Source organism: Nonomuraea insulae (genome assembly GCF_042656245.1).
The window spans coordinates 262,001-287,909 of the sequence record NZ_JBHSPA010000027.1; the positions used below are offsets into that span (position 1 = coordinate 262,001).

General features: G+C 68.1%; 24 protein-coding genes and 1 other RNA gene. 13 read left to right on the forward strand and 12 right to left on the reverse strand.

Annotated features, from left to right (window positions below):
* Positions 1–6 precede the first annotated feature (6 nt).
* A complete protein-coding gene (locus ACFPZ3_RS23520) occupies positions 7–642 on the reverse strand; it encodes a GNAT family N-acetyltransferase (RefSeq protein WP_379516361.1) in 636 nt (211 codons plus the stop codon).
* Positions 643–794: 152 nt separating this feature from the next.
* On the opposite strand from ACFPZ3_RS23520, the gene ACFPZ3_RS23525 reads away from it, so the two are divergent.
* Positions 795–1,526: a L,D-transpeptidase family protein gene (locus tag ACFPZ3_RS23525; protein WP_379516362.1), complete on the forward strand. Its 732-nt coding sequence runs from the start codon at positions 795–797 to the stop codon at positions 1,524–1,526.
* Position 1,527: 1 nt separating this feature from the next.
* Here the strand turns inward: ACFPZ3_RS23525 and ACFPZ3_RS23530 are convergent, their stop codons facing one another.
* The 5 genes from ACFPZ3_RS23530 to ACFPZ3_RS23550 form a co-directional block, all read right to left on the reverse strand.
* The gene (locus ACFPZ3_RS23530) at positions 1,528–2,943 is read right to left on the reverse strand and encodes an FAD-binding oxidoreductase (RefSeq protein WP_379516363.1); all 1,416 of its coding nucleotides are present in this window, start codon (positions 2,941–2,943) and stop codon (positions 1,528–1,530) included.
* Positions 2,944–3,024: 81 nt separating this feature from the next.
* Positions 3,025–4,614 (reverse strand): NADH-ubiquinone oxidoreductase-F iron-sulfur binding region domain-containing protein, encoded by a 1,590-nt coding sequence (locus ACFPZ3_RS23535; RefSeq protein ID WP_379516364.1) that lies wholly within the window; start codon positions 4,612–4,614, stop codon positions 3,025–3,027.
* A 178-nt stretch (positions 4,615–4,792) separates the two neighbouring features.
* Complete coding sequence (locus tag ACFPZ3_RS23540) at positions 4,793–5,614, reverse strand: hypothetical protein (protein WP_379516365.1); 822 nt, start codon at positions 5,612–5,614, stop codon at positions 4,793–4,795.
* A gap of 56 nt (positions 5,615–5,670) precedes the next feature.
* On the reverse strand, positions 5,671–7,149 hold the full coding sequence (locus ACFPZ3_RS23545) for a DUF1996 domain-containing protein (protein WP_379516366.1): 1,479 nt from the start codon (positions 7,147–7,149) through the stop codon (positions 5,671–5,673).
* Positions 7,146–7,790, reverse strand: coding sequence for a DUF4142 domain-containing protein (locus ACFPZ3_RS23550; protein WP_379516367.1), 645 nt, complete (start codon positions 7,788–7,790; stop codon positions 7,146–7,148). Before ACFPZ3_RS23550 ends, ACFPZ3_RS23545 begins: the two co-directional genes overlap by 4 nt.
* A gap of 108 nt (positions 7,791–7,898) precedes the next feature.
* Between ACFPZ3_RS23550 and ACFPZ3_RS23555 the strand changes: the two genes are divergently transcribed.
* From ACFPZ3_RS23555 to ACFPZ3_RS23565, 3 genes are all read left to right on the forward strand, one after another.
* Entirely contained in the window at positions 7,899–8,453 is a 555-nt protein-coding gene (locus ACFPZ3_RS23555) for a sigma-70 family RNA polymerase sigma factor (protein ID WP_379516368.1), read from the forward strand.
* Positions 8,453–8,653, forward strand: a complete 201-nt coding sequence (locus ACFPZ3_RS23560; RefSeq protein ID WP_379516369.1) for an anti-sigma factor family protein — start codon at positions 8,453–8,455, stop codon at positions 8,651–8,653. Before ACFPZ3_RS23555 ends, ACFPZ3_RS23560 begins: the two co-directional genes overlap by 1 nt.
* A 441-nt stretch (positions 8,654–9,094) precedes the next feature.
* A complete protein-coding gene (locus ACFPZ3_RS23565; protein WP_379516370.1) occupies positions 9,095–13,969 on the forward strand; it encodes an NAD-glutamate dehydrogenase in 4,875 nt (1,624 codons plus the stop codon).
* Positions 13,970–14,160: 191 nt separating this feature from the next.
* Here the strand turns inward: ACFPZ3_RS23565 and ACFPZ3_RS23570 are convergent, their stop codons facing one another.
* From ACFPZ3_RS23570 to ACFPZ3_RS23580, 3 genes are read right to left on the reverse strand one after another with little or no spacing between them, the layout of a single operon-like run.
* The gene (locus ACFPZ3_RS23570) at positions 14,161–14,643 is read right to left on the reverse strand and encodes a Clp protease N-terminal domain-containing protein (protein WP_379516371.1); all 483 of its coding nucleotides are present in this window, start codon (positions 14,641–14,643) and stop codon (positions 14,161–14,163) included.
* Positions 14,640–14,888, reverse strand: coding sequence for a hypothetical protein (locus ACFPZ3_RS23575; RefSeq protein ID WP_379516372.1), 249 nt, complete (start codon positions 14,886–14,888; stop codon positions 14,640–14,642). The genes ACFPZ3_RS23570 and ACFPZ3_RS23575 overlap by 4 nt, the downstream gene beginning before the upstream one ends.
* 40 nt (positions 14,889–14,928) lie before the next feature.
* Positions 14,929–15,945, reverse strand: a complete 1,017-nt coding sequence (locus tag ACFPZ3_RS23580; RefSeq protein ID WP_379516373.1) for a DUF8094 domain-containing protein — start codon at positions 15,943–15,945, stop codon at positions 14,929–14,931.
* Positions 15,946–15,992: 47 nt separating this feature from the next.
* Here ACFPZ3_RS23580 and prfB point away from each other — a divergent pair, with 47 nt between their 5' ends.
* Positions 15,993–17,108 carry a peptide chain release factor 2 gene (prfB, locus tag ACFPZ3_RS23585; RefSeq protein ID WP_379516374.1) on the forward strand — a complete coding sequence of 372 codons (1,116 nt, stop codon included), beginning with the start codon at positions 15,993–15,995 and terminating at the stop codon, positions 17,106–17,108.
* On the opposite strand, the gene ACFPZ3_RS23590 is transcribed toward prfB, so the two are convergent.
* Positions 17,094–17,285, reverse strand: a complete 192-nt coding sequence (locus ACFPZ3_RS23590) for a hypothetical protein (RefSeq protein WP_379516375.1) — start codon at positions 17,283–17,285, stop codon at positions 17,094–17,096. The genes prfB and ACFPZ3_RS23590 overlap by 15 nt on opposite strands.
* A 202-nt stretch (positions 17,286–17,487) precedes the next feature.
* On the opposite strand from ACFPZ3_RS23590, the gene ftsE reads away from it, so the two are divergent.
* From ftsE to ACFPZ3_RS23620, 6 genes are all read left to right on the forward strand, one after another.
* The gene (ftsE, locus tag ACFPZ3_RS23595; RefSeq protein ID WP_379516376.1) at positions 17,488–18,177 is read left to right on the forward strand and encodes a cell division ATP-binding protein FtsE; all 690 of its coding nucleotides are present in this window, start codon (positions 17,488–17,490) and stop codon (positions 18,175–18,177) included.
* A 20-nt stretch (positions 18,178–18,197) separates the two neighbouring features.
* On the forward strand, positions 18,198–19,106 hold the full coding sequence (gene ftsX, locus ACFPZ3_RS23600) for a permease-like cell division protein FtsX (RefSeq protein ID WP_379516377.1): 909 nt from the start codon (positions 18,198–18,200) through the stop codon (positions 19,104–19,106).
* A gap of 47 nt (positions 19,107–19,153) precedes the next feature.
* Positions 19,154–19,621 carry an SsrA-binding protein SmpB gene (gene smpB, locus ACFPZ3_RS23605; RefSeq protein WP_379516378.1) on the forward strand — a complete coding sequence of 156 codons (468 nt, stop codon included), beginning with the start codon at positions 19,154–19,156 and terminating at the stop codon, positions 19,619–19,621.
* Positions 19,622–19,640: 19 nt separating this feature from the next.
* The gene (locus tag ACFPZ3_RS23610) at positions 19,641–21,497 is read left to right on the forward strand and encodes a penicillin-binding transpeptidase domain-containing protein (RefSeq protein WP_379516379.1); all 1,857 of its coding nucleotides are present in this window, start codon (positions 19,641–19,643) and stop codon (positions 21,495–21,497) included.
* Positions 21,498–22,100: 603 nt separating this feature from the next.
* Positions 22,101–22,484: a transfer-messenger RNA gene (gene ssrA, locus ACFPZ3_RS23615) on the forward strand.
* A gap of 207 nt (positions 22,485–22,691) precedes the next feature.
* Positions 22,692–22,943, forward strand: coding sequence for a hypothetical protein (locus ACFPZ3_RS23620; RefSeq protein WP_379516380.1), 252 nt, complete (start codon positions 22,692–22,694; stop codon positions 22,941–22,943).
* A 243-nt stretch (positions 22,944–23,186) separates the two neighbouring features.
* On the opposite strand, the gene ACFPZ3_RS23625 is transcribed toward ACFPZ3_RS23620, so the two are convergent.
* Complete coding sequence (locus tag ACFPZ3_RS23625) at positions 23,187–23,396, reverse strand: hypothetical protein (RefSeq protein WP_379516381.1); 210 nt, start codon at positions 23,394–23,396, stop codon at positions 23,187–23,189.
* Between the two features lie 184 nt (positions 23,397–23,580).
* Positions 23,581–23,799, reverse strand: coding sequence for an EF-hand domain-containing protein (locus tag ACFPZ3_RS23630; RefSeq protein WP_379516382.1), 219 nt, complete (start codon positions 23,797–23,799; stop codon positions 23,581–23,583).
* Between the two features lie 493 nt (positions 23,800–24,292).
* Between ACFPZ3_RS23630 and ACFPZ3_RS23635 the strand changes: the two genes are divergently transcribed.
* A complete protein-coding gene (locus ACFPZ3_RS23635; RefSeq protein WP_379516383.1) occupies positions 24,293–24,949 on the forward strand; it encodes a hypothetical protein in 657 nt (218 codons plus the stop codon).
* Between the two features lie 412 nt (positions 24,950–25,361).
* Positions 25,362–25,787, forward strand: a complete 426-nt coding sequence (locus ACFPZ3_RS23640; protein ID WP_379516384.1) for a transposase — start codon at positions 25,362–25,364, stop codon at positions 25,785–25,787.
* The last annotated feature ends 122 nt before the right edge of the window (positions 25,788–25,909 follow it).

The following is a 25,909-nucleotide window of genomic DNA, read 5'->3' on the forward strand; positions in this document are numbered from 1 at the left end:
GGTCGCTCAGCCCTTCAGCCCGAACAGCGGCAGGCACGTGTCCAGGTTGTGGATCTCGAAGCCCGGCGACTCCGCCCAGTCCTGCCTGGCCAGGCGGAAGCGCTGGGTGATGGCCGGCTCGCCCTGGCGGTCGTGCGTGGTGATGCCGTCCTCGCGGTAGCCGAGCTTCCTCGTCACCGCCAGCGAGGCGTGGTTGTCCTCGAACGCCTCCGTCACCGCCTGGTGCGCGTCCAGGCCCTCGAAGGCGAAGTGCAGCACGGCCCTGCGCATCTCGGTGCCGATGCCCTGGCCGTGGAAGCGCCGCCCAAGCCAGGAGCCGGTCTTGACCTCGCGGGTGACCAGGAAGTCCTTGGCCATGATGCCCTGGACGCCGACGATCTCGCCCTCGTGCACGACGACGAACTCGACCGACCAGTCGGCCGCGGTGAACTCGCCCCAGGAGCGGAAGTGGTACTGCACGGTCCTTCTGGCCCGCTCGGCCGGGTCGGTGTCGGTCCAGGGGAACAGGAACGGCATGAACCCCTGCTCGTGGACGCCCTCGGCGGCGCGGTCGCCGAGGGCGTCGAGGTCCTCCAGGGAGGGGTAGCGCAGCTCAAGGCGCGGGGTCGTGACGGAGAGCTCGAAGAGCGGCCAGTTACGCATACCACCGGATCTTCCCAGGCGATGCGGGGCGTTCGCGACCCATTTTTGGCGGTTGTCCGCGATAAAAGCACATTTAGCGTGACCCGGTTATTAGCCGGGACTTTTGCTGTACAAAACCATGAATTCTCGGCGGACTGGGTACTCGTCGATTTATGAGGATAAAGCTTCAGAGAATAGCCACTCTCGGCGTCGCCGCGGCGCTCGCCGTGCCGATTGCCGCGTTCCCGGCCGAGGCGAACACCGAGACGAACACCGAGACGGAAGCGGCGAAGGAACAGGTCGTGCTGCGGCCCGGACAGCGCGGGGAGGTCGTCAGAGAGCTGCAGAAGCGGCTGCACGCCGCGCACTACTACTTCGGCAGGTTCCACGGCGTCTACGACGAGCAGACCAAGTTCGCGGTGTGGGCGCTGCAGAAGAGCCACCGGCTCATGCCGAAGGGGGAGATCGGGCCCAAGGCGCTGGCCGCGCTCGGCAAGCAGCCGCACCGCAGGCCGCTGGTGCCGAACGGCGGCGCGGACCGGGTGGAGATCAGCCTGCGCGACCAGCTGCTCACCGTGTACCGCAAGCGCAAGCCCGTGCTGATCTCGCACATCTCCACCGGCGCCGAGATCCGCTACTGCGAGGACGGCCGCTGCGGCAACGCGATCACCCCGGTCGGCGACTTCCGCGTCATGAGCCGCGCGCCGGGCTGGACCACCGGGCATCTGGGCTCGATGTTCAACTCGTTGTACTTCACCGGCGCCATCGCCATGCACGGCTCGACGAAGGTGCCGCTGCAGCCGGCCTCGCACGGCTGTGTACGCGTCCCGATCGAGACCTCCAAGCGCCTGTTCGAGATCGTCAAGGTCGGCGAGCCCGTCTACGTCCGGGGTCAGATCGTGTGACCTATACGCCCTGCGGCAGCCGGAACAGCCGATCCGGGTCGTAGGTCGACTTCACCTCCGCCAGCCGCGCGGCGTTGGTCCCGTAATACGCATTCCGCCAATTTCTCAAATCCGGGTCGATGTAATTCACATACGCATGATCCCCGAAATATCGGGACATGTCATGATGCAATGCGCGCAACCAGCTCCGGCTCGTCCCTTCCTGGTAATACTGCACGCTGAAAAGCGCCGCCCGATGCGGAAACGCCGTCGCCGACGGCCGTACCCGCCCGATCGCGCCGCCCATGGCGTCCAGCAACACCGAGTGCCCCCCGCCGCGCGCCACGCCGTCCACCAGCGCCCGCACCCCGTCAGCAGGCAGCGTCCGGTACGCCAGGTGCGACTTGGCCGCGAACGCCTCTCGTGGCATCCGCCGGCACTGGGCCACCGACATCGAGGCGCAGCCTGCCATGGTCTTCATGGCGTCCAGGCGGGAGGTCGTGCGCACCGAACGTGACGAGGGTTTCCCGATCTTGGCGACGAGCGGGGCCAGCAGCCGCTCCAGCGCGGCCGCGCCCCCGACGTACGCGCCGCCGATCTGCACGTCCAGCCCGCTCTTCGAGCGCCTCAGGCGCAGCGTCGACCACAACTCCTCCGGCGCCGTCGGCGCCCACGACTGCCACGCCCGCACCGCGGCGCCCGCCTTCGCCCACGGCCAGTGCAGGAAGAACAGGGTCAGGTCGGTGGCCTGGTGGGTCCTGAACGTGAAGGACACCGCCACGCCGAAGTTGCCACCGCCGCCGCCCCTGCAGGCCCAGTAGAGGCCGGCGTTGTGCCCGGCGTCGCAGGTCAGCAGGCGGCCGTCGGCCGTGACCACGCGTACGGACTCCAGGACGTCGCACGTGAGCCCGTACTTCCTGGACACCACGCCGATGCCCCCGCCCAGCGTGAGCCCCGCGATGCCGACGGTGGGGCAGGAGCCCGCGGGGATGCTCACGCCGTGGCGGGAGAGCTTGTCGTAGACGTCGATGAGCTTGGCGCCCGCGCCGATCGTGGCCCGGCCGCCGGAGTAGGCGACCGAGCTCATCCTGGACACGTCGATCACCAGTCCGGTGCCGGTGGACCAGCCCGCGTAGGAGTGGCCGCCCGAGCGGCTGGTGATCGCCACGCCGTTGGCCCGCGCGAACGCCAGGCACGCCGAGACGTCCGCCGCGCTCGTGCAGTAGGCCACCGCCTGCGGCCTGATCCGGTCGTAGGCCGGGTTGTACAGGCGGCGGGCGGTGGCGTATCCGCCGTCGCCCGGCAACACGAGCGTGCCCGCCAGCCGTCCGCGCAGCCTGCCCCAGTCGGGCGGCGGCGCGGAGGACGCCAGCGGGACGAACGCGGACGACGCCAGCGGCGCGAACGCGGTGGCGTGCAGGAAGTCCCGGCGGTTCATGACCTCTCCCCGAATGATCGTGGTCGAACATCTGGGTGAGACGTCCGAAAGATCCGCCAGGTTCGTCATACATGTATGGTTTTAGGCTGTTCCTCCGACTCTGGTGATCCGTGGAGCGCCGCCGCCGTTCACGCGGGTGAGCCGCGGGATGCTCTCTCCGGCCTTCTTGAGCACGCCGTCCTTGACCAGTTGCAGCGGCGAGCCGACCGGCTTGGGGCCGTCGCCGGTGGTCTGGGCCAGCCGCAGAGCCAGCGCCGGGCACATGTCGACCGCCCGCCGCGCCTCCTTGGCCATCCAGCCAGGGATCTTGCTGAACGACGGGAACCCGTAGTCGTCCAGGTCCACGAACTCCGGCAGCAGGTGCGCGCACAGCCCGTGCCCCTGACAGCGGGACCAGTCGACCTCAAGCCGGAACTCGACCTCGGCCTCGCGCTCGGGCATCGGCAGCACGCCGCGTACCGGCCGGCCGCAGGAGCCGTGCTCCAGGTGGGTGGCGATCTCGGTCTCGAACGCGTCCAGCGCCGACAGCACGAACTTGGCCGTCCCGTCGGGGTGGAAACAGGCGCCGCGGCGCTCCACGACGCGTACGGAGCGGCGAACCGCGTCCACCGAGCCCGTGCCCTCGGCCAGGGCGCAGATCGCCTTGGCCACGTCCGGCAGGCCGAGGCGGCAGGGGCCGCACTGGCCCGCCGACTCCGCCGCCAGGAACGAGGCGACCCTGGCGGCCTCGCCCAGCGGGCACGTGGACTCGCCGAGGGGCACGATGATGCCGGCCCCCAGAGTGGCGCCGGCCAGCTTCATGCCCTCGCGCGAGATCACGGCCGACTGGGCTTCGTCCGCCGACAGCCACGCGCCGTGGTAGCCGCCGACGAGCACGCCGTCGCCGGCCTCCGCCTCGCACAGAGCGAGCACGTCGGCCAGCAGGGTGCCCGTGGGCGTCTCGATGACCGCGCCGTGGGCCGCGCCGCCGCTGACGGTGAGCAGGATCGTGCCCGGCTCCTTGGTGGTGCCCACGGAGGCGTACTTCTCGGGGCCGTATTCGGCCAGTAGCGCGAACTGCGCGTACGTCTCCGTGTTGGACAGCAGCGTCGGCAGCCCGTCCACGCCGCTCGTCGCGGCCCGCTTCTTCCTGCCCGGCGGGATGCCCTCCTCCCCGTTGACCGCGCGCACGAGCGCGCCGCCCTCGCCGGAGATGAACCGCTCCTTGATGCCGACCACCCTGATCGGCACGCGGCTCTCGGCGCCGCCGGAGATGTTGGCCGCCCTGCGCTCGGCCACGGCGGCGGCCACGGACGCCTCGGCGACCTCGCCGCCGGCCGTCGCGACGATCACCTCGCGGGCGCCCAGCGCCTCGGCCGCCAGCACCGCGCCGTCCAGCACCAGGTGCGGGTTGCGGGTGAGCAGCATGGCGTCCTTGGAGCTGGCGGGCTCGCCCTCGGCGCCGTTGACCAGCACGACGCTGTCGCCTGAGCCCGCCGCGTCGGCCACGGCCCGCAACTTGCGGGCGAACGGGAAGGCCGCCCCGCCCCTGCCGCGCATGTCCACCTCGTTGGCGTACGAGATGAGCTCGCCCAGCTCCCGCGGCTCCACGACGCCGTGGAGGGTGCGGTGGGCGGGCAGGTCGAGCCGTCGGCAGTGGTCGAGCCCGGCGGTCAGCCGGGCGGGACCCATGCGTAAAACCCGTGGCACTCGAGCCGGAATCACGCTTGCTCCTGGGGAACCGCGGGCAGGCTCATCCGGCCTCCCGATCTCTGGGAAACCACGGGCAGGCCAATGCGGCCTCCCGGCCTCTGGGAAACCACGGGCAGGCCAATGCGGCCTCCCGGCCTCTGGGGAACCGCGGGCCGGTTCATCCGGCCTCCCGGTACCTGCGCCGGGCATCGGCGAGGCTCACGGGTGCGTTGGCCGCCGCCGCTCCAGCCGCGACCGGAGCCTTGCGCTGACGTTCCACTGGTACGCCCACGGCGGCGGCTGCCGTCACCGCGGGTCCTTCGACCTTCTCGGCCATGATGGGCGGCCGGCGCAACGTGGCCAGCACGCGGACGATCAGCGCGCCGCCGACCGCCGCCATGCAGGCCACGTACGACCAGGCCACCCATCCGGCCGGCGCCCGGCCGGCCGTCAGCCCATGCATGATCCCGACGGGCCAGGCCAGGTACGCGGCGGAGTGCAAGATCCGCCACATCCACGGCCTGGTCCGCACCGCGAACCGCCCTCTGACCATTCCCGTCACCACGGCCAGGACCATCAGGTCGAAGGCCAGCGTGCCGAATCCCACGGGGATCCCGGCCACCGGCACGACCGCCGCTCCTATCGGCACGTGCCCCAGGCTGATCATGAGGGTGATGTGCGTGATCAGGTACGCCAGCCCGATGAGCGCCGTGGCCCGGTGCGCGAGCTGGGCCCTGACCCGGTTGGCCGGTGACAGGAAGACGCGTTCGGTGGTGAGCAGGCCGAGCGCGACGGTCGCGGTCAGCAGCACCAGGGCGAACACGCCAGCGTAGAACTCGAGGAAGCCGACCCCTTGGCCGAGCAGCGAGATCCCGCGTTCGGTCCTGGTCAGCGCGAATGCCGACAGGACGATGGCCGCGATCGAGGCGCTCGCCCCCAGCCGGACGCTCCTGGTGTCCAGCTTGGTGGGGGCGTGCATAGGGCTTCGTCTGTGGAGCATCTATTTCCCTCCAACGTCGGGTGAGGGTGCGACTCGGAAGGCTGGGTTGGATCAGATCAGCACCGGCGGCCGCGGTTGATGCAGGAGACGACTGTCTGCATCAGTCGGTCCGGCATCACGTTGGCGAAGTCGGCGTGGTCGGTGACCGGGTTGTGCTTCTGTTCGGGGAAGGCATCCACGGCGTATGACGCACCCTGCGGCACGGTGTACGTGAGGCTCATGCGGAGTTGCGGAATCGCCCTGGTGCCCTGCGGACAGGCACCGCCCTGGTCGGGGAAGACCACGTGCGTGCGGTGATTGGCGCTGTCGGTGTTCTGACCGTCCCAGCAGCTAGGGAAGTCCAGGATACGAACGACCTGGCTGCCGCGCGGGCAAAGCGTGTATTTATCGGGAGATATGCGATTTTGGAATCCCGTGCAGCTCCAGCCGGCCCTGGCGTTGGCGGTGCCGTTCGTCGCGGCCTTGGCGTCACCGGTGATGATCCTGATGAACTTCGGCATGGCGACGACCCTGGAGGAGGCGTTGCCGCGGAACTGGAGTGTCACGGAGCGTGCACGCAGCACCTGGCCGACGTTGCCGTCCGGGTCGTCGGCGTTCGCGTCCGACTTGCGGTCTCTGAGCACCGGCCAGAAGTACGTGGACAGGTCGCCCTGCCGGCAGGTCGTGCCCGCCGCCGCCAGGCTCTCGTCGGTGGAGAACCCGTCCGTCGAGAGGTTGCCCACGTAGTCGTGCAGGTGGTGCGCCCCGTTGCTCACGCCGGGGGCGACGATGAAGTTGTCAGGGTTGTTGTGGCCGTTGCGGTTCGTGCCGCACTGGGAGACGAACGTGCCGCGCGAGCCGTTCCTGCCGGTCCGCGCGTTGCCCTGCTGCGACGACGCGACCTGGCGGATGTCCACGAAGTCCTCGGGGAACGGGCCCAGGTCCAGGCACTCTTCCTCGTTGCCGCCGGTCGCGGTCGGGGAGGGCGAGGCCGATCCCGTGGGCGAGGCCGATCCCGTGGGGGAGGCGCTCTGCGACGGCTCCGCGGTGCCCTGGTCATCGGGGTTCTGGGTCTGGCTGGGGCTCGGGCTGGGGGAGCGGGTGGACTGGTTCCCGTTGCCGCGCCGGCGCGACTGCACCGTGGGGCTCTCCTCCGGCGCCGCCTCAGGGGCGTCGGCCTCGGGGGACTGGGCGGGATCGAGTGCGACGCCGCCGCCCTGGGGAGCCTGCTGGTCGTCGCCGGTCTGGTCCTGGCCCGTCTGGTCCTGGCCGCTCTGGTCGGCCCCGGCCTGGTCGTCGGTGGCCTGCGGGTCCGGCGCCTGCTCCTGGTCCTGCTGCTGTCCCTGCTGGTCCTGATCTTGCTGGTCCTGGTCCTGACCATTCCTGTTGCGCTGATTCTGCTGCGACTGGGTCGCCTGAGGTGAATGCGTGGCCTCTGCGGGGTCGCAGTGGTCGGCGAGGACCGGGCCTGCGCCTATGACGGCCGCGGACACCAGGCCGCCTGCCGCCATGGCCAAAGCGGACATGGCCGCAGCCATGCGTCTGGATCTCCTCATGTGTGTCTCCTCTTTTCAACCGCCATTGCGACGGGTGGAGCGGGTGAGGGAGTCGGGGGTTCCGGCAACTGGTTGTGGTCGACCAGGCCGGTGGATTCCAGGTACGCCATGTGACGCATCACGAAGTTCATGCCGTCCGCGGCGACCTTCCTGATCTCGGAGTTACGCGTGCCCGCCCGTACGGCCGCCACGACGGTGAAGACCTTCCCGTGCGCGGCACGCAGCAGGTTCACGAAGTCCTTGTCGAAGGCGGGCCCGCTCTCGGACGCGAGCTGGGCCATCCAGCGTTGCTGGTCGGCGTTGGGCTCGTCGGGCAGAGCCACGCCGAGCTTCTTGGCGGTCTGGCGGACGATCAGGTCGAGCTCCATGTGCTCTTTCATGATCAGACCGCCGACCTCCTTCACGCGCTGGGACTCGGCGCGGGTCTTGGCGTACTCGCCCGAAGGCATCTCCCACAGGCCCGCCTGGCGCACCTTGATCAGCAGATCCCGGTCGGCAGCCGAGAGCGGCCCCGATGACGTCTGGGTCCACTGTGCGGCCGCGGGATCGATCGCCGGCGGCATGACCAGCACGATCGTCACGGCGGCGGCTACGACGAAGCCGCCGAGCATGAACAACTCACCGCGCAAAAGCCTGTGCATGGTCGGAGGTACGTGGGTGTACCGGTCCGGGTTCACGTATGGCCGGAGATAGTTAGAAATGACTGGAGTTATCGGAGTGGCTACCGCTTGGATAACGAAGGTGTAAAGATGTGCCCCGTGCTAGGTCACCTCGACGGCAGGTTCGAGAGTGCGGATGCCGAGGCGGAGCACCGCATCGCGGTGCTTTACCAGGAGTTCGGCGGCCCTCTGCTGCGACACGTCCGCAAATCCACAGGTAACGACCTTCAGTGGGCCGAAGACGTGGTGCAGGAGACGCTCGTCCGGGCCTGGCGGAACTCGGCAAGACTGCAATGGGAACCAAGCCTCATATGGGCGTGGCTGCTGACAGTGGCCCGCCGCATTGTCATTGATGGTCGTCGGCGGAAGAGCGTCCGGCCGCAGGAGGTCGAGCCGCCTGAAGTCGACACGATGTCGGTGCCTGATGGATCGGAGCGAGCGTTATCGGCGATGGTCGTCGCGGACGCGCTCCGATCCCTGTCCCAAGAACACCGCGAAGTCATTGAGCAGACGTACCTCCGAGACCGTACGATAAGTGAAGCGGCGGAGATTCTGGGGATCCCGCCGGGCACGGTGAAGTCCCGGCTCTACTACGGGATCCGGGCTCTCCGCGAGCTGCTGCGGGACAAGGGGGTAGCCGGCTGATGCATGACGGGGTGGCCGCCTACGTCCTCGGCGTCCTCGATGAAGAGGAGCACGAGGCCTTCGAACGCCACCTCGACACGTGCGAGCAATGCCAGGCGGAGCTGATTGAGCTTGCCGAGCTGCCGGACCAGCTCGACGAGCTCAAGAACGATCCTTCCTCGACCTCCGGAGACGATCCCCCGATGTCAATGTCACGTTGACGTCTATGCCCTTTTCGGGTGGTATCAGTACGGCGAGGCTTCACGCCCGGTCCCGCGTGACCGGGCGGTCAGGGGGAGGTGTTCGGTGGGCATCGACGGTGATGCGCCCGTTCCCCCGCGGCGACGGTTCGGTGAGGAGAGTGGCCGCCCGTCGCACGGCGGCCGTTTCCGCGTGCCCGGGCCGCCTGACGAACCCGCGTTGTGGGATGCTGGTCCGACCGCCTCCTCCCAGCGTGGCCTGCCGGTCTCCCATGCCGAGACCATGGGCCCGCCGATGGCCGTGGCGAGAGACCGCCGGTCCCACGACGGCCTGTGGCGACTGGCCGCGAACCCCCGCCACCTGCGCGGTAGGACACGCCTGCACTATTTCCCACGGCCGTGGGAACGAAGGGCCTGGCTATGAACAGCTATGGCAAACCCTCACAAAGGAGTGAGAGCGAAATGCCGCTCGACGAGGCCAAGGATGAGCTGCTCCAGCGAGCCGCAGAGAGTTGCGCGGCGAGCAGCGAGCATGTGAGCACCGAAGAGGCTCTGTCCTTCCTGCGCTTCTACTATCGACATGTCGCGCCGGAGGACCTGCTCGACCGCAACCCCGTCGACGTGTACGGTCCCGCGATGTCCCAGAGACAGCTCGCCGAACTGCGCCCCCAGGGCAGGGCGGTGGTCCGGGCCTACACCCCGACGATCGAGGAGAACGGCTGGGACCCCGGCCACTCCGTGGTCGAGGTGGTCACCGACGACATGCCGTTCCTGGTCGACTCGGTCACGATGGAGCTCGACCGGCACGACCTGGGCATCCACCTGGTGGTCCATCCGCAGATGCGGGTGCGCCGCGACATGACGGGCCGGATGCTCGGCCGCGGCCAGGAGGACGTCACCGGCCAGATGCTGGTGGAGTCGTGGATCCACATCGAGATCGACCGCCAGGGCGACCCCGCGGTGCTCGAGCGTGTCGAGGCCGACCTGCAACGGGTGCTCACCGACGTGCGCCACGCGGTCGAGGACTTCAGGAAGATGCGGGCGCTGGCCGTACAGACCGCCGAAGACCTGAGCATGAACCCGCCGCCGCTGGAGCCCGCGGAGGTCGAGGACAGCCTCGACCTGCTGCGCTGGCTCGCCGACGGGCACTTCACCTTCCTCGGATATCGCGAATACCGCCTGGAGGACACCGACGAGGGCGAGACGCTGCGCGCGATGCCCGGGGCGGCGCTGGGCATCCTGCGTGATGACAAGGTCGGCTCGGAGAGCTTCGCCGCGCTGCCCGCCGAGGTGCGGGCCAAGGCGCGCGAGAAGCAGCTGATGATCATCACCAAGGCCAACTCCAGGGCCACCGTGCACCGGGCGACCTACCTGGACTACATCGGGGTCAAGCTGTTCTCGCCCGAGGGCGAGGTGATCGGGGAGCGGCGCTTCCTCGGCCTGTTCACGCACGTGGCCTACAACGAGTCGATCTCCAGGATCCCCGTGTTGCGGCGCAAGCTGGGGGGCCTGCTGGAGGCGGCCGGGCTGGCGCCCGACAGCCACGACGGCAAGGACCTCATCGAGATCCTGGAGACGTTCCCGCGCGACGAGCTGTTCCAGACCTCGGTCGACCAGCTCCTGCCGATCGCGCTGGGCGTGTTGCGGCTGCGTGAGCGCAAGCAGGTCAAGCTGTTCCTGCGGCGCGACGACTACGGCCGCTACATCTCCTGCCTGATCTACCTGCCCCGCGACCGCTACACCACCAAGGTGCGGCTGAAGATGCAGGAGGTGCTGCTCAAGGCCCTGGGCGGCCGCTCCCTCGACTACAGCGCCATGATCGGCGAGTCCGTGCTGGCCCGGCTGCACGTCGTCGTGCGGGGCGAGCGCGGCAGGCCGCTGCCGCCGCCGAGCGTGGACGTGGAGGAGCTGGAGGCGCGCCTGGCCGCCATCACCCGCTCCTGGGAGGACGACCTGGCCTCCGCGCTCGGGGAGATGACCACCGAGGAGGAGGCCCCCGCGCTCATCAGGCGGTACGCCTCCGCCTTCCCCGAGGGCTACAAGGCGGACTTCCCGCCCAAGGTGGCCGTGGTCGACCTCCGGCGGATGGAGCAACTCGTCGAGGCCGGCGACGGGGAGAAGGTCGGGATCAACCTCTACGAGCCGTACGACGCGGCCGAGGGGGAGCGGCGGCTCAAGATCTACAAGATCGGCTCGCCCATCTCGTTGTCCAAGGCGCTGCCGCTGATCCAGCGGCTCGGCGTGGAGGTCGTGGACGAGCGGCCTTACGAGGTCGATCGGGACAACGACCCCGGCACCAAGAACGCGTGGATCTACGACTTCGGGCTGCGGTACACGCCCTCCGAGGACGTGGACAGGAACGACTTCAAGCGGCTCTTCCAGGAAGGGCTCACCGCGCTGTGGCACGGGCGCGTGCAGGCCGACGACTTCAACGCGCTGATCCTTTCCGCCGGGCTGACCTGGGAGCAGGTCGAGATCCTGCGGGTCTACGCCAAGTATCTGCGCCAGGCCGGGAGCACGTTCTCGCAGCCTTACATGGAGCGGGTGCTCAGGGACAACGTGCGGGTGGCGCGGCTGCTCGTCCGGCTGTTCGAGGCCAAGCTCGATCCGCGGCGGGGCGAGGAGGTCCGGGTGGACCTCGTGGACGCGCTCAACGAGGAGATCCTCGGGGCGTTGGACGAGGTGGCCTCGCTGGATGAGGATCGTATTCTGCGGGCGTATCTGGAGATGGTCCAGGCGACATTGCGCACCAATTACTTCCAAAAGGTTGATGGAGCGCGCAAACCGTACATATCGCTTAAGTTCGATCCACAGGCGATCAGTGTGCTGCCGTTGCCGCGGCCGAAGTTCGAGATATTCGTGTACTCGCCGCGGGTCGAAGGCGTGCATCTTCGTTTCGGGAAGGTGGCGCGGGGCGGGTTGCGCTGGTCGGACCGGATGGAGGATTTCCGTACGGAGATTCTCGGCCTGGTGAAGGCGCAGATGGTGAAAAATACCGTTATTGTGCCGACTGGGTCTAAAGGTGGATTTGTCGTTAAGCAGCCGCCTAAGTCCGGAAAGCGGGAGGACCTGCTCGCCGAGGGCGTGGCCTGCTACCGGATGTTCATCTCCGGGCTGCTCGACATCACCGACAACCTCGTGGACGGCAAGGTCGTGCCTCCGCCCGACGTGGTCAGGCACGACGGCGACGACACCTACCTCGTGGTCGCCGCCGACAAGGGCACCGCGACCTTCTCCGACATCGCCAACAGCGTGGCCAAGGAGTACGGCTTCTGGCTGGGCGACGCCTTCGCCTCCGGCGGCTCGATCGGCTACGACCACAAGGCCATGGGCATCACCGCGCGTGGCGCCTGGGAGTCGGTCAGGTACCACTTCCGCACCACGGGCGTGGACGTGCAGAGCACCGACTTCACGGTGGCCGGGATCGGCGACATGTCCGGTGACGTGTTCGGCAACGGCATGTTGTTGTCACAGCACATCCGGCTGGTGGCCGCGTTCGACCACCGGCACATCTTCGTCGACCCCTCACCCGACGCCGCCCGCTCGTTCGCGGAGCGGCAGCGGCTGTTCGAGCTGCCGCGCAGCTCGTGGGAGGACTACGACACCACGCTGATCTCCGCCGGCGGCGGGATCTTCCCGCGCACGGCCAAGTCCATCCAGATCACCCCCCAGATCCGCGAGGCGCTGGACATCCCGGCAGGCGTCGTCTCGATGGCGCCGAACGACCTGATCAGCGCCATCCTGCGGGCCCCGGTGGACCTGCTGTGGAACGGCGGCATCGGCACCTACGTCAAGGCCAGCGCCGAGTCGAACGCCGACGTCGGCGACAAGGCCAACGACGGCCTGCGGGTCAACGCCTCCGACCTGCGCTGCAAGGTGATCGGGGAAGGCGGGAACCTGGGGTTCACGCAGCTCGCCAGGATCGAGTTCGCGCTCAACGGCGGGCTGGTCGACACGGACTTCATCGACAACTCCGCCGGAGTGGACACCTCCGACCACGAGGTGAACATCAAGATCCTGCTCGACCAGGTCGTGCGCGACGGGGAGCTGACCGACAAGCAGCGCAACCAGGTCTTCACCTCGATGACCGACGAAGTCGCCGACCTGGTGCTGCGGGACAACTACCAGCAGAACGTGGTCCTGTCCGCCGCCCGCGCGCAGGCCGTCGAGATGCTCCACATCCACGCCCGCTACCTGCGGAAACTGGAGCGGGACGGGCTGGTCAACCGGGAGCTGGAGTTCCTGCCGTCGGACAAGACGCTGGCCGAGCGGCGGCAGGCGCGGCTGGGGCTGACCGCTCCGGAGTTCTCCGTGCTGCTCGCCTACACCAAGCTGGTGGCCGACGCCGAACTGCTGGGCTCCGATCTGCCCGACGACCCCTATCTGGCGTCGTGGCTGGTGTCGTACTTCCCGTCGGACTTGCGGGAACGGTTTCGTACGTACATGGACGAGCACCCGCTGCGCCGGGAGATCATCACCACCTGCGTGGTGAACGAGCTGGTCAACTCGGCCGGGACGACGTTCATGTTCCGCTTCGGGGAGGAGACCGGCGCCTCGACGCCCGACATCGTGCGGGCGTACCTGGTGGCCAGGGAGGTCTTCGACCTGCCGAGCTTCTACCGCGCGGTGGAGGCGCTGGACAACCAGGTGGACACGAAGACCCAGATCGCCATGCTGCTGGAGGCCCGCAAGCTGGCCGAGCGCGGCGCCCGGTGGCTGCTGGTCAACCGGCGGCCGCCGCTGGACCTGGCCGGGTCCGTCAGCTTCTTCATGAAGAGCGTCAACAGCCTCATCGCCCACCTCCCGAAGCTCCTGACCGGGCCCGACGCGGCCGCCTACGAGGAGCGCCGCGACGCGTTCGCCGCCCGTGGGGTGCCGCTGGAGCTGGCCGAGCGGGCGGCCGCCATGGTGCCCGCGTACTCGACGCTGGACCTGGTGGAGGTGGCCTCGCTGACGGGGCGGCCGGTCAACGAGGTGGCGGAGGTGTACTTCGACCTCGCGGACCGGCTGCAGCTGGCCCGGCTGCGGGAGCGGATCATCTCGCTGCCGCGTGACAACCGGTGGAACTCGATCGCCCGCTCGGCGCTGCGCGACGACCTGTACGCCGCGCACGCGTCCCTGACCCGCGACGTGCTGGCCCACAGCAAGCCGGGGCTGCCGCCGGAGGAGCGCCTGGCCCGCTGGACCGAGGCGAACTCCGCCGCCGTCTCCAGGGCGCGCCAGACGCTGTCGGAGATCTGGGAGAGCGACAACTTCGACCTCGCCACGCTGTCCGTCGCGCTCCGCGCGATCCGGACGCTCGTCGCGGCCAGCAACCTTCCCCACACGGAGGCATAAGGGTCGTGCCGGGGCCGGCCGCCTCCGGCTCGCCTCCGTCCATGGCGTCAAGATGACCATTCTTTACGCGCTGCCAGGGCCGGCCACCCGCCGACCCTGGCTCGCCCCTGTCCAGGGAAACGCCCGCTGACCGGTCAGTGGCGCACCGCCGTCACGGAGCGCCCCGCCGGCCGATTTCCGTGGTCAATCGGTCACCACGCCGTGTTCGCCGCCGTCTCCTTGACCCGGCCCATCAGCTCTTCCCTGTCCACCCCCGCCAGCTGCAACGCCCTGGGAACCGTGCCGATCTCGGCCTCCAGGACGCCGAGCAGGAGGTGGGCCGGGCGGAGGTCCTTCTTGCGGGCCGCGTGGGCGAAGCCGCGTTCCAGGGCGAGTCTGGCCGACGCCCCCATCCCGAGGTGGCGGTCCGGGTCGAGGGCCGGACGGGGGAGGGAGTAGGCGGACGGTGAGACCCCTACCGTGCTCAGGCTGTGCTCGAACTCCCGGTCCAGCGCGCCCCGGATCGACTCGCGATCCAGCCCCGCCGCCACCAGGATCGCTCCAGGGGTCGTGTCCTCGTGATCGGCGATCCCGAGCAGCAGGTGGTGGGCCTCGATCGCGGCCGAGCCGTCCTCCTTGGCCGCCACCTCACCCCGTTGAATGATCGCGTTGATGTAGTGGTCGATCGCGCTCATTGCCTTCTCCTCAGGGTGACGCCGGCCGCGATGAGGCGTTTGGCGTGCTTCTTGTGGACCGCCTGGCGGGTGATGCCGAGCGCCTCGGCGACCTGGGGCCAGCCCCAGCCCGCCCGCATCGCCTGCTCGACCGCGGCGTCCTCCAGCTGGTCGGCCAGGCGGCGCAGCGCCACCACGGCCGCGAGCGCGTCAGCGGGCTCCGGGGGAGCGGGCTCCGGGGGAGCGGGAATGTCATCAGCGGGCATATAGGCAACTTTAGTTGACTAATGCCGGAAGGGTCAAAGACTACTCGCCGGAGGCCTTCGTGAGGGCGCCGTCATGGGCGATCACGGGCGCGGGGGCGGGGGTGGTGAGCGGGGGGACGGTCGAGGCGTACTGGTGGGTCTCGATCAGCTTGAGCGATCGCCGCAGCACCGGCGTGGTGATCGCCCACCGGGCCGACTCCGGCACCGGGATGTAGTCGTCCTCGGCCGTCTTCGTGGTCGTGGACGTCGTGCGCGACAACGAGTATTGGATCAGCGCCCCGCCGTCCTCGGTGCGCAGCGCGTAGACCGGGTAGTTGTCGGCGCTGAAGATCGAGTCGTAGCTGAACCCGTCGTTCTTGGCCTCCTCGCGGCGGGAGGCGATCTGCTCGGCCACGTCCGTCGTGTAGGGACCGGGCGCGAGCAGGCCCGCGGTGACCCCGGCGGTGCCCGTCTCGGCCACGCTGGCGTGCACCGGGCCCATGAACTGCGGGCTGATCGTGACGGTCTTGTCGTCGGCCGCCACCACCGTGGCGTAGCCGTCGGCGTCGAGCTCGACCTTCGGGGCCTCCTGGCCCGGCAGGAGCTCGGCCGCGGAGCTGAGCCGCCAGCGGTCGGACTTGGCGAACGTCAGCAGCGTCGGCCGCCCGTCGCGGGTCGCCAGCGCGCTGAACCAGGGCGCGCGCTCCGACGCGGGGAACCTGGGCACGAACAACGTCGGCGCCCCCCACCGGTAGCGCGGCGGCGCGTAGTCGGTGGACAGGTAGGCGGCCACGGCGAGTTGCGCCTGCCCGCCGGTCATGATGTCGAGCGCCAGTGCCAGTCGCCCCTGCAGGTCGCTCTGCACGCGCAGCGTGTCGTCGGTGGCGGTGACCTCCCCGAACGCCTCCGCGGCCTCGGCCCGGGTGACGGCCGGCTCGTCGGGAGAGGGCGAAGGGGTCGTGGAGGCGGCCACGGCCGACCTGGTGGGGGCCGGCTTGGCATCGCCGCTGCAGGCGGTCACCGCGGCGAGCACGCCAACGGCGAGCGCCAGCAGCCCACGCCGACCGTATGCACGCACCTCGCCATGTTATTCGTGCCCGCGAGGGTCGCGTACCCTTGGGAGACGTGGCAGGCATCGATCCGGCAGAAGAGATCAACGAGCTCGCGGGCACGCTCCGCAGCATCCAAGACGTCCTCGACCTCGACGCGATGCGCAAGCAGATCGAGGAGCTGGAGCAGCAGGTCGCCGTGCCCGACCTCTGGAACGACCCTGATCAGGCCCAGAAGGTCACCAGCAAGCTCTCCCATCTCCAAGGTGAGCTCAACCGCGTCGACGGCGTGGCACGCCGCCTCGACGACCTGACGGTCCTCTACGAGCTCGCGGCCGAGGAGAGTGACGACGACACGCGCGCCGAGGCCGACAAGGAGCTCGGGTCGCTGAAGTCCGACATCGGCGCTCTCGAAGTGCGCACGCTGCTCTCGGGCGAATACGACTCCCGCGAGGCGCTCGTCACGATCAACTCCCAGGCCGGCGGCGTCGACGCGGCCGACTGGGCGGAGATGCTGCTGCGGATGTATCTGCGGTATGCCGAGCGCAAGGGCTACGCGACCGAGGTCTACGACACCTCCTACGCGGAGGAGGCCGGCATCAAGTCGGCCACGTTCGCGATCAAGGCCCGCTACGCCTACGGCACGCTGCGCGGCGAGCACGGCACCCACCGGCTGGTGCGCATCAGCCCGTTCGACAACCAGGGGCGGCGGCAGACCTCGTTCGCCGGGGTGGACATCGTGCCGGTCGTCGAGCAGACCGACCACATCGACATCATCGAGGACGAGATCCGCGTCGACGTCTACCGCTCCAGCGGTCCCGGCGGCCAGGGCGTCAACACCACCGACTCGGCCGTGCGCATCACGCACCTGCCGAGCGGCATCGTGGTCTCCTGCCAGAACGAGCGCTCGCAGCTGCAAAACCGCGCCACCGCGATGAACGTGCTGCAGGCCAAGCTTCTTGAGCGCAAGCGGCAGGAAGAGGCGGAGAAGATGTCGGAGCTGCGGGGCGCGACCACCACGTCGTGGGGCACGCAGATCCGCAACTACGTGCTGCACCCGTACCAGATAGTCAAGGACCTGCGCACGGGCACCGAGGCGGGCAACCCGTCAGCCGTTCTCGACGGCGACATCGACGAGTTCATCGAGTCCGAGATCCGGTGGATGCGGCGGCAGGAGTCAGAGACCGCTTAGGTGCTTGATCGCCAGGCTCACGAAGAGCAGGACGATCAGCAGCAGCACGACGAGAGTGGGTGACAGCCCGGCGAAGCCGTGGTTGTGCATCCGCTCCCTGTTGGCGCGGCAGAGGGGGCAGCGCCCCTCGATCACGGGGTGGGCGCACTGCGCGCATACGAGGTGTTCGCAACTCATGACAGCCCCAAGTGTAGCCGCACAATCGTTTTGTTTCCGTTATGGACGTTCCATGCCAGTCTTCCCCCTAGACTGTCGTCTGGCCAATCGGAACGTCGATCATCAGTAAAGTCGGCGCCCCCGATCGGCCGGTGGCGGGAAGTGGGCATGTGCCACCCTCGCTTCCGTCCTGACCCCTAGACTGGCATGCCGTGATGCTCTCGTGATCCATTTCGATAATGTCACCAAGGTCTACCAGAACCAGAACCGGCCCGCCCTCGACCACGTATCTGTAGACGTGGACAAGGGTGAGTTCGTGTTCCTCGTCGGTCCCTCGGGATCAGGCAAGTCCACGTTCCTGCGTCTGGTCCTCAAGGAGGAGCGGCCCAACTCCGGTGCGATTCATGTCGCAGGCAAGGATCTGGCCCGCCTCACCAACTTCAAGGTGCCGCACCTGCGCCGCCGCATCGGCTGCGTCTTCCAGGACTTCAGGCTGCTCCCGAACAAGAACGTCTACGAGAACGTGGCGTTCGCCCTCGAGGTCATCGGTAAGCCCCGGCGGTTCATCCGCAAGGTGGTGCCCGAGGTCATCGAGCTGGTCGGCCTCGAAGGCAAGGCCCACCGTATGCCCGACGAATTGTCAGGCGGCGAGCAGCAACGCGTCGCCATGGCCCGCGCGTTCGTCAACAGGCCGATGATCCTGCTGGCCGACGAGCCCACGGGCAACATCGACCCCGCGACGAGCATCGGCATCATGAAGGTGCTCGACCGCATCAACAGGACTGGCACCACGGTCGTCATGGCCACGCACGACGCGGCCATCGTCGACTCCATGCGTAAGCGTGTCGTGGAGCTGGAGGACGGCAAGATCGTCCGTGACCAGTCGCGTGGCGTGTACGGCCAGGCGTACTGACAGGGAGCTGCAGACACAACATGCGGGCGAATTTCATCTTCTCCGAGGTCTGGATCGGCCTCCGTCGCAACCTGACCATGACGATCGCCGTGGTCATCACCGTGGCGGTCGGCATGGCGATGCTCGGCGTCGGCTTGATGATCAACAGCCAGGTCGGGCTGATGAAGGGCTACTGGGACGACAAGGTCGAGATCTCGGTCTTCCTCTGTAAAAAGGGAACGGCCATGCCTACCTGCAAAGGCAAGGCGATCACGCCCGCGCAGACTGCCGCGCTCCAGAAGCACATCGAGGGCACCCCTGGCGTCAAGCAGGTGTTCTTCGAGGACGAGGCGTCCGCGTACGCCAACTTCAAGGAGTCGTTCGCGAACAACAAGGCCCTCGTCGACGCCACCAAGGTCGAGGACCTGCCCCAGTCGTTCCGGATCAGCCTTAAAGACCCGGAGAACTATCAGAACGTCATCCAGGCCGTCACCGGGCAGACCGGTGTCGCACAGGTGATGGACCAGAAACAGCTCATCGCCCCGTTCTTCAATCTGCTGGACAAGCTGGCCTTCGCCGCGCTCACCGTGGCGATCATCCTGGTGCTGGCGGCGGCCCTGCTGATCGGTAACACGGTGCGATTGTCGGCGTTCAACCGGCGCCGAGAAACGGGCATCATGCGACTGGTCGGCGCCTCCAACCTCTACATCCAGCTACCGTTCGTCATGGAAGGCGTCATCGCCGGTCTCGTGGGCGGCGTTTTCGCGGCGGTCATCCTGATCGTGGCGAAGGTGTTCCTGTTCGACGAGATCGTCGGCTTCTTCGGTGACGTCACAGCCGTACTGGGCTGGAACGACGTGGCCCAGACCATCACGATCACCATGATCATCGGTGTCGTGATCTGTATCCTGGCCTCGTTCGTGACGCTGCGGCGCTACCTCAGGGTGTAGGCGTGCACATGGGACGCCCCCGTCCCTGTCGCCGGTAAAGTCGAAGCATGCCACGTGAGACCGGGCGGAAGGTCATCGCCCAGAACAAACGTGCTCGGCACGACTACCACGTCGAGGACACTTTCGAGGCGGGTCTCGTGCTGCAGGGCACAGAAGTGAAGTCGCTACGCGAGGGCCGCGCCTCGCTCGTCGACGGCTATGCCAGCATCGACGGCAACGAAGCGTGGCTGCTCAACGTCCACATCCCCGAATACACCCAGGGGACGTGGACCAACCACGCGGCGCGCCGCAAGCGCAAGCTGCTGCTGCACCGCAAGGAGATCGAAAAGCTCGCCGCCAAGACGAAGGAGGGCGGGCTCACGATCGTGCCGCTGTCCCTCTACTTCAAGGATGGAAAGGCGAAGGTCGAGATCGGCCTCGCCCGAGGCAAGAAGGATTGGGACAAGCGGCAGTCGCTGGCCGAGCAGCAGGCCAAGCGGGAGATGGCCCGCGCCGTGCGTTACCGCAACCGATGAGACGGCGGCACCCCCACCGATGAGACGCGCCCGCCGCACTCTGGCCGCGACCGTCACCCTGGCGGTCGCGAGTTCCATGCTGACCGGCTGCTTCGAGGAGGCCTCGCCGCACGACGCGGTGCGCGACTTCCTCGTGGGCTGGCAGACGGAAGACTACGACCTGGCCGCCGGCCGCACCGACGGCGACCTCGCGACGGTGCGCAAGGCGCTGTCCGACGCCAAGCTGGAGCTCGACGCGGCCTCGTTCCGCTTCAAGATCACAAAGATCGACATGACCGGCGAGGAGTCCAAGGCCGACTTCCACGCCGAGGTGGATCTGGGGGAGAACAACCCCCTGTGGAAATACGACGGGGTGCTGCCGCTGCATCTGGTCGACGGGTCGTGGAAGGTCCGCTGGTCACCCTCCGTGCTGCACCCGCAGCTCAAGGAGGGGCAGCGGTTCGCGGTCGACACCGAGCCCACGGCGCGTCAGCCGGTGGTCGACCGGGCCGGCGATCCGCTGCAGAGCGACACCGTCCTCTACGTCGCGGGCGTCTACCCGGCCAAGCTGGGCGACAACGCGGAAGAGGTGGTCGCGCAACTGTCCAAGGAGACCGGCTACGCCCAGGACCGGCTGCTGAGCAGGGTCAGGTCGTCGCCACCTGACAAGTTCGTGCCGCTGGTGACGTTCGGGCGCTCGCGCTACCAGGCGATTCAGACCAAGCTCGAAGCCATTGCGGGGATCAAGATCGAGCAGCAGGAGCAGCCGGTCAACCCCGACGCGCCCCGGCAGATCGTGGGCACCGTCAGCGCGCTCACGCCCGAGACCGAGCAGAAGCTCGGCGGGCCGCAGCGGGCCGGTGACTCGGTGGGCAAGAGCGGGCTGCAGCAGGCGTACCAGGACTATCTGACCGGCTCCACGCAGACCAAGGTCATCACCCTCGACCTGAAGACCGGCCGTCAGGTCGCCCAGCTCGAGGAGTGGCCAGGCCGGCAGAACGTCTCGGTCAAGACCACCATCGACCGAGCCACGCAGGCGGCGGCCGAGCAGGCGGTGGCCGACACGGAGACCAGCGCGCTGGTGGCGGTTCATCGCGACACCGGCGAGATCCTCGCGGTCGGCACCAAGGGCCTGCACCAGGAGCGCGACGCGCTGGCCGGCAAGTTCCCCGCGGGGACGGCGTTCTCGATCGTGGCCGCGGACGCGCTGCTCAAGGAGGGCGTGAGCCCCAAGCAGCGGCTGGCCTGCCCGCAGGAGCGCACGGTGGGCGGGGCCAAGTTCGTGCACGTCGGCCAGCCCACCGGTGTCACGACGTCGGCCACGTTCCAGGAGAACTTCGCCAAGGGCTGCGTGACCGCGCTGGCCTCCCTGGCCCGTCGCGTCACGGCGGACAGACTGACCGCGAGCGCCAAGGCCTTCGGCATGGAGCAGCCGTGGCGGCTGCCACTGAAGTCGTTCAGCGGCACGCTCCCGTCGTTGTCCAGCGACGCCGACAAGGCCAAGGCCATCGCGGGGCAGAACGTCGAGGTGAGCCCGCTCAGCATGGCGCTGGTGGCCGCCACGGTGGCCTCAGGGACCTGGCGGCCGCCCGTGCTGGTGACCGAGCCCAAGTCGCCCGACCCGGCGGCCGAGCCGGTGCCCGCCATCCAGCCGCCCCCGGTGGCCATGGACCCGAAAGTACGCGCCGCGCTGACGGCGATGATGCGGGTCGGCGCGGCCGGCACGCCTGCCCAGGGGGGTAAGGGCAAGGTCTACGGCGTCACGGCCTCGGCGGGGAGCGAGCAGAGCTGGTTCGTCGGCTGGCAGGGCGATGTGGCGATCGCGGTCCTGGCGAAGAACTACGATGCCGGGGCCGTGGCGGGGAGCTTCTTCGCCGGCCTGGGCAACCCGTCGTGACTCGCACAGCGCAGGTGAGCGGCCTGGGCAACCCACGTGAGGGGACTTGAACAACCCACGTGAGAGAGCCTGGGCAAACCCACGGGAGTGCCTGGACGGCTGACGTTCGCTCACCTGGATGGCAGACGTGAGCGGCTTGGACGGCTGACGTGAGCGGCCTGGGCAGCCCAGGTGAGCGGACTTGTACAGCCCACGTGAGCAGGCCTGGGCAATCCACGTGTGCGGGACCGGGACGGCCGACGAATGCGCCTGGATGGCTGATGTGAGCGGGCCTGGGTGGCTCATCGCGGAGGGCCTCGGCAACTCGTTGTGAAATTGTCGCGACGGTGAGCAACCATTCGGACCCCTGGGGGCGTCTTACTGAGTGACTGGGCCCGCTCGGGGGGTTGCGGTCCCAGTCGCCGTGATGAGATCAGGACTTCATCTCGGGGGAAGTCCTGCCGTCCGGACCGGCTCGACCCTGCCGGTCGGCCCCCGGGAGCGCGTGCTGTGTGCCGCGCTCCCGGGGGTTTCGCCATGAGGAATTAAGTTGGCGTTGAGGGCGTTGTCCCCTGTAGATTCAGTGTTGCGCACCCCCTCGCGGGGTGTGTTGACAACTGCACAGGGGGTGACTGGCTTCGACTTCGACTTTGCAAGCCAGGTGAAGCGGGCCGAGGACGGCGGACATAACCTCGTTAATCCTGTGACCGTAAACAACAAGTGCCAATTCCAAGAGCACTGTGGCTGCCAGGGACTCCCTGGCGCTCGCTGCCTAAGTAGCGAAACCACTGTCAGCCCGGGAGCGCCTTCGGCCCGGGGCCTGGCATCGTTAGAAGGCTCAACCGTTCGACCCGGCCACGGGGAAGATCGGGAAACTAAACAGTGGCTGAGCCCGTCGGCGACTCGCCTGCGTGATCGCCGGGGCTGAGAAAAACACAGCAGGCTGCGCCCGGAGAAGCCCTGACTTGGGGTTGAAGGACGCGGGTTCGATTCCCGCCACCTCCACTGTGATGATGCGGCGGGACCCGTACGGGTGCCGCCGTTTCTTTTCCCCACCCCTCCCATGAAGGACTTCACGGGAAGCTGCGCGTCAGAGGGGCCCAGACGTTGCTTCCAGGCGAGCCGACGGCTCGTCCGGAAAGATCACCACGCCGTGGTACGCGGGGCCACAATTGAGCCACGGATGCTCCGAGGCTCCGTCCGGCCGAGGTGAGTGTGTGCCAGTTCGTCAACGACTCTCCTAGCGTCACGCGCGGCCTGCGCGAGGGAAACGGTACATTTTTGACGATCAACGGCGAGTCGCTCGCTGAAGTAGAGCCGATCAAGCGCCGTCGGTTCGTTCCTACGGCTGAGGCGCAGGCCGTTTTCGCCACCGCCCCGGCTGTCGGCTGGGACGAGGTACGCGCTGATCTGGACACGATGATCAATGATGAGCTACGTGATCCGTTTGAGGGGACCGGCCTGTGATCCGGTATGAGCGAGGCGTCCTCGACACCAACATCGTGGCCGCCTTCATGCTCTTTGATCCCACCGAACTGCCGGCAGAGTAAGCGGCGGTCTCGTGTCTGTGGGGGCACGTGCCTGTTGGAGTAGGACGTAAGCCCAGGTCAGCCCCTGCCTTCGCGGGACCTCGCCTATGGCGAAGGGACTAGTGGTTCCGTGTCAGCACGACCAGGGTGGTCTTGCCCGTGCCCGCAGCGCCGGTGATGATCAGACGCCGGTGGCGCAGGCCACGAAACTGTCCGGCCAGGGCGCGGATGTTGCCGGCGTTGCCGCTGAGGACAGCTCCTGCGCCGCGATCAGCTGCGGATGGTCCATCAACGCGCGCTTGCCGGACAACTGCCAGGCGATCGGGATCGGCTGGGGGTCGCCCAGCGCGCGGATGTGCCGAGCCCTTGTGCGCCGGCGTGACATCGCCACGGGATCCCGCATTCGGCCGTGCCGCCGGAATCACTCCATTCTGTTCCAGCACGCGAGCGTCCGTGCGGCACGAGTGGGCTGAGGCGGCAGGTTTAAGGCGGCAGGTCTGAGGCGGAGGGCGGTGGACTGCCGGGTGTTGGCCTGCCGGGCAACCGATTGATCGTTACGGCCGGCAGGCGCGCCGTCACTTCTTCCAGGCCACCAGGAACTCCGCCAGCGAGATGCGCGCGTCCGCGTCCCCATCCTGCTCGTCCGAGGCATGGAAGATCGAGTCGAGCTCGGCGGCGGTGACCTCCTCGCCGCGCGCGTTCATGGCCAGCGTGAACTCCTCGCGCGTGATGTACCCGTCCCCGTCGCTGTCGAACTCCTGGAACGTGGCGGTCGGGTTGTCGAGATCTGGCATGGGTGACCTCTCATCATGCGATGCATGCGATTCATGCGATGTACGGTCAAAGCAACATCGAAGCATGAGCTTGTACGCCGCGAGAGGAGAAACCTGTGATGATCATCGACCAGTTGCCCGCCCGCGTCGTCTCTGATGGCGGGAAAACTGCTCGCCGGTGACGCGGTGACGCGGTGACGCGGTGACGCGGTGACGCGGTGACGCGGTGACGCGGTGACGCGGGGTGTAGACCCGTCCGGAACCCGTACCGCGCCTATCTGGACAATCTCCGCTCGCCATGGTCGAAAACGGCCGTGCGCGGCTGCCTGGACCGGCCCGCCCATGACCGGGCAGGCGCCTCACCGCTCCCCATTGTTCAGGCTGGTGGCAAGCTTCATGGGGACCGATCCCGCCGTGGTTCCGCCTGCCATGTGGAGAACGGGTCTAGCCGAGAGCGCCGACCTCTCGGACTATGAGGGTGACCAACATCCCCCGCAGCTTCAAGGAGGTCAGCGTGAACAGTGCCAAAGCGGGTCGCGCCGGACGGCGGCGATTATGGGCGTGGCGCCGATCGGGCCGCCGGGCCGGCCTGATCAGCTCGATCGCCATCCTGCTTTCCGTGCTGCTTACCCCGAGCGCCGCGCATGCGGGCCTGATCGTCCCCTGCCCCGCGAGCATCACCGAGTGGCGGCGCCTGTTCTACAGCGGCCGCCCGCCGGTGGCCACCTGGGAGGGGTACCGGTTCACGACGCTCTCGGTCACCCCGCAGTTCCTCGTCAGTGACGGACGGTCCCTCGACAACGACACGGACCTGTCCGTCGTCTACAACATCTCGTCCTCGGTGTCCCAGGAGTACTCCATCTCGGCGACGACCGGCATCACCGCGAACGCCGGCGCCTATCTCACCGCCAATGTCAGCTCCACCATCGTGGCGCGCCGCACCACCGCTATCGGGGTCTCCCTGACGGTGACCGTGCCGCCGCGCACCCGCCTGGTCGCCGAGTACGGCGTGGAAGGGTACAACGTCAGCTACGCCGTTGAGGCGTGGCGGACCAGGAAGGTCGGCTCCGCGACGCCTGTCACCGGCGACCGGTGCGAGGAGTGGGGCTGGTACCCGCAGAACACCATCGCCCCCACGCACATCGAAGGGTGGCGGCTGAGAACGGCGTGATCGGCCGTCAGCGTTCCATCGCGTAACGGGCGCGCCGAACCGCCGGCTGTGCGATCCCGTCCCCACCGCCGGGGGATCGGGGCGAGGAGGCGCGCCTCACTCTCCACGAATGTTGCCTGACGCGGCACGATCGTCTCGGAGCCGGTTGCCTCGCCTGGCGTGCGGGGGCGGTGGTGCTCAAGTGTTGCGGACGTTCAGGGCAAAGTGCGACATAAGGCATATTGCTCAAAGAGTCGGGCGATTGCTCCCTTTGGGTTGAACGGGGGTAGCCGTCGGCGATCCAGGTGTATGCGGCCCGCTCCACTTGTCGGGGAAATTCCGTCTTATCCCAATTTGCAGTGCTTTGATAACACTTGTTAGACGGCCGTTCGGACGTCTGTGCAGCCGTTCCGCACGGCGGTACTCCAAAGACATGACCGAAGCGCGTCGTTCCTACCCGAGCGATCTTTCCGACGCACGCTGGAGGCCGATCGAACCGATATTGACGGCCTGGCGCGCAGAGCGGCGCGCCAATGCCCTGGACATCGGCCGCCCGCCCGAGCATGATCTGCGCACCATTCTCGACGCCGTCCTCTACGTCGCCCGCACCGGCATCCCCTGGCGCTATCTGCCGCACGACTATCCGCCCTGGCAGACCGTCTACGACTACTTCGCCCGCTGGCAGGACGACGGTGTCCTCGACCGGCTCGCCGGCCTGCTGCCCCGGGCGGTGCGCACCGCTGTGGGCCGCACCGGCGGGGCCGCCGGCTCGCCGGTTGATCCACTTCCAATTGGCGTCGCCATAAATCGGGATCAGACGGAATTAAGCGACCAATCGGGAATGGGCGGAGACAATTAAATGATCTCCAAACGCAGAGCGGTCCTTTTCTGATTCCAACTTGTTACTGTTCGCCATGGCTTAATCGCTGGCGAATGTGTAGGTTTCAACATTATCTCCAAAAGGGGGGAGTGGATCATTGG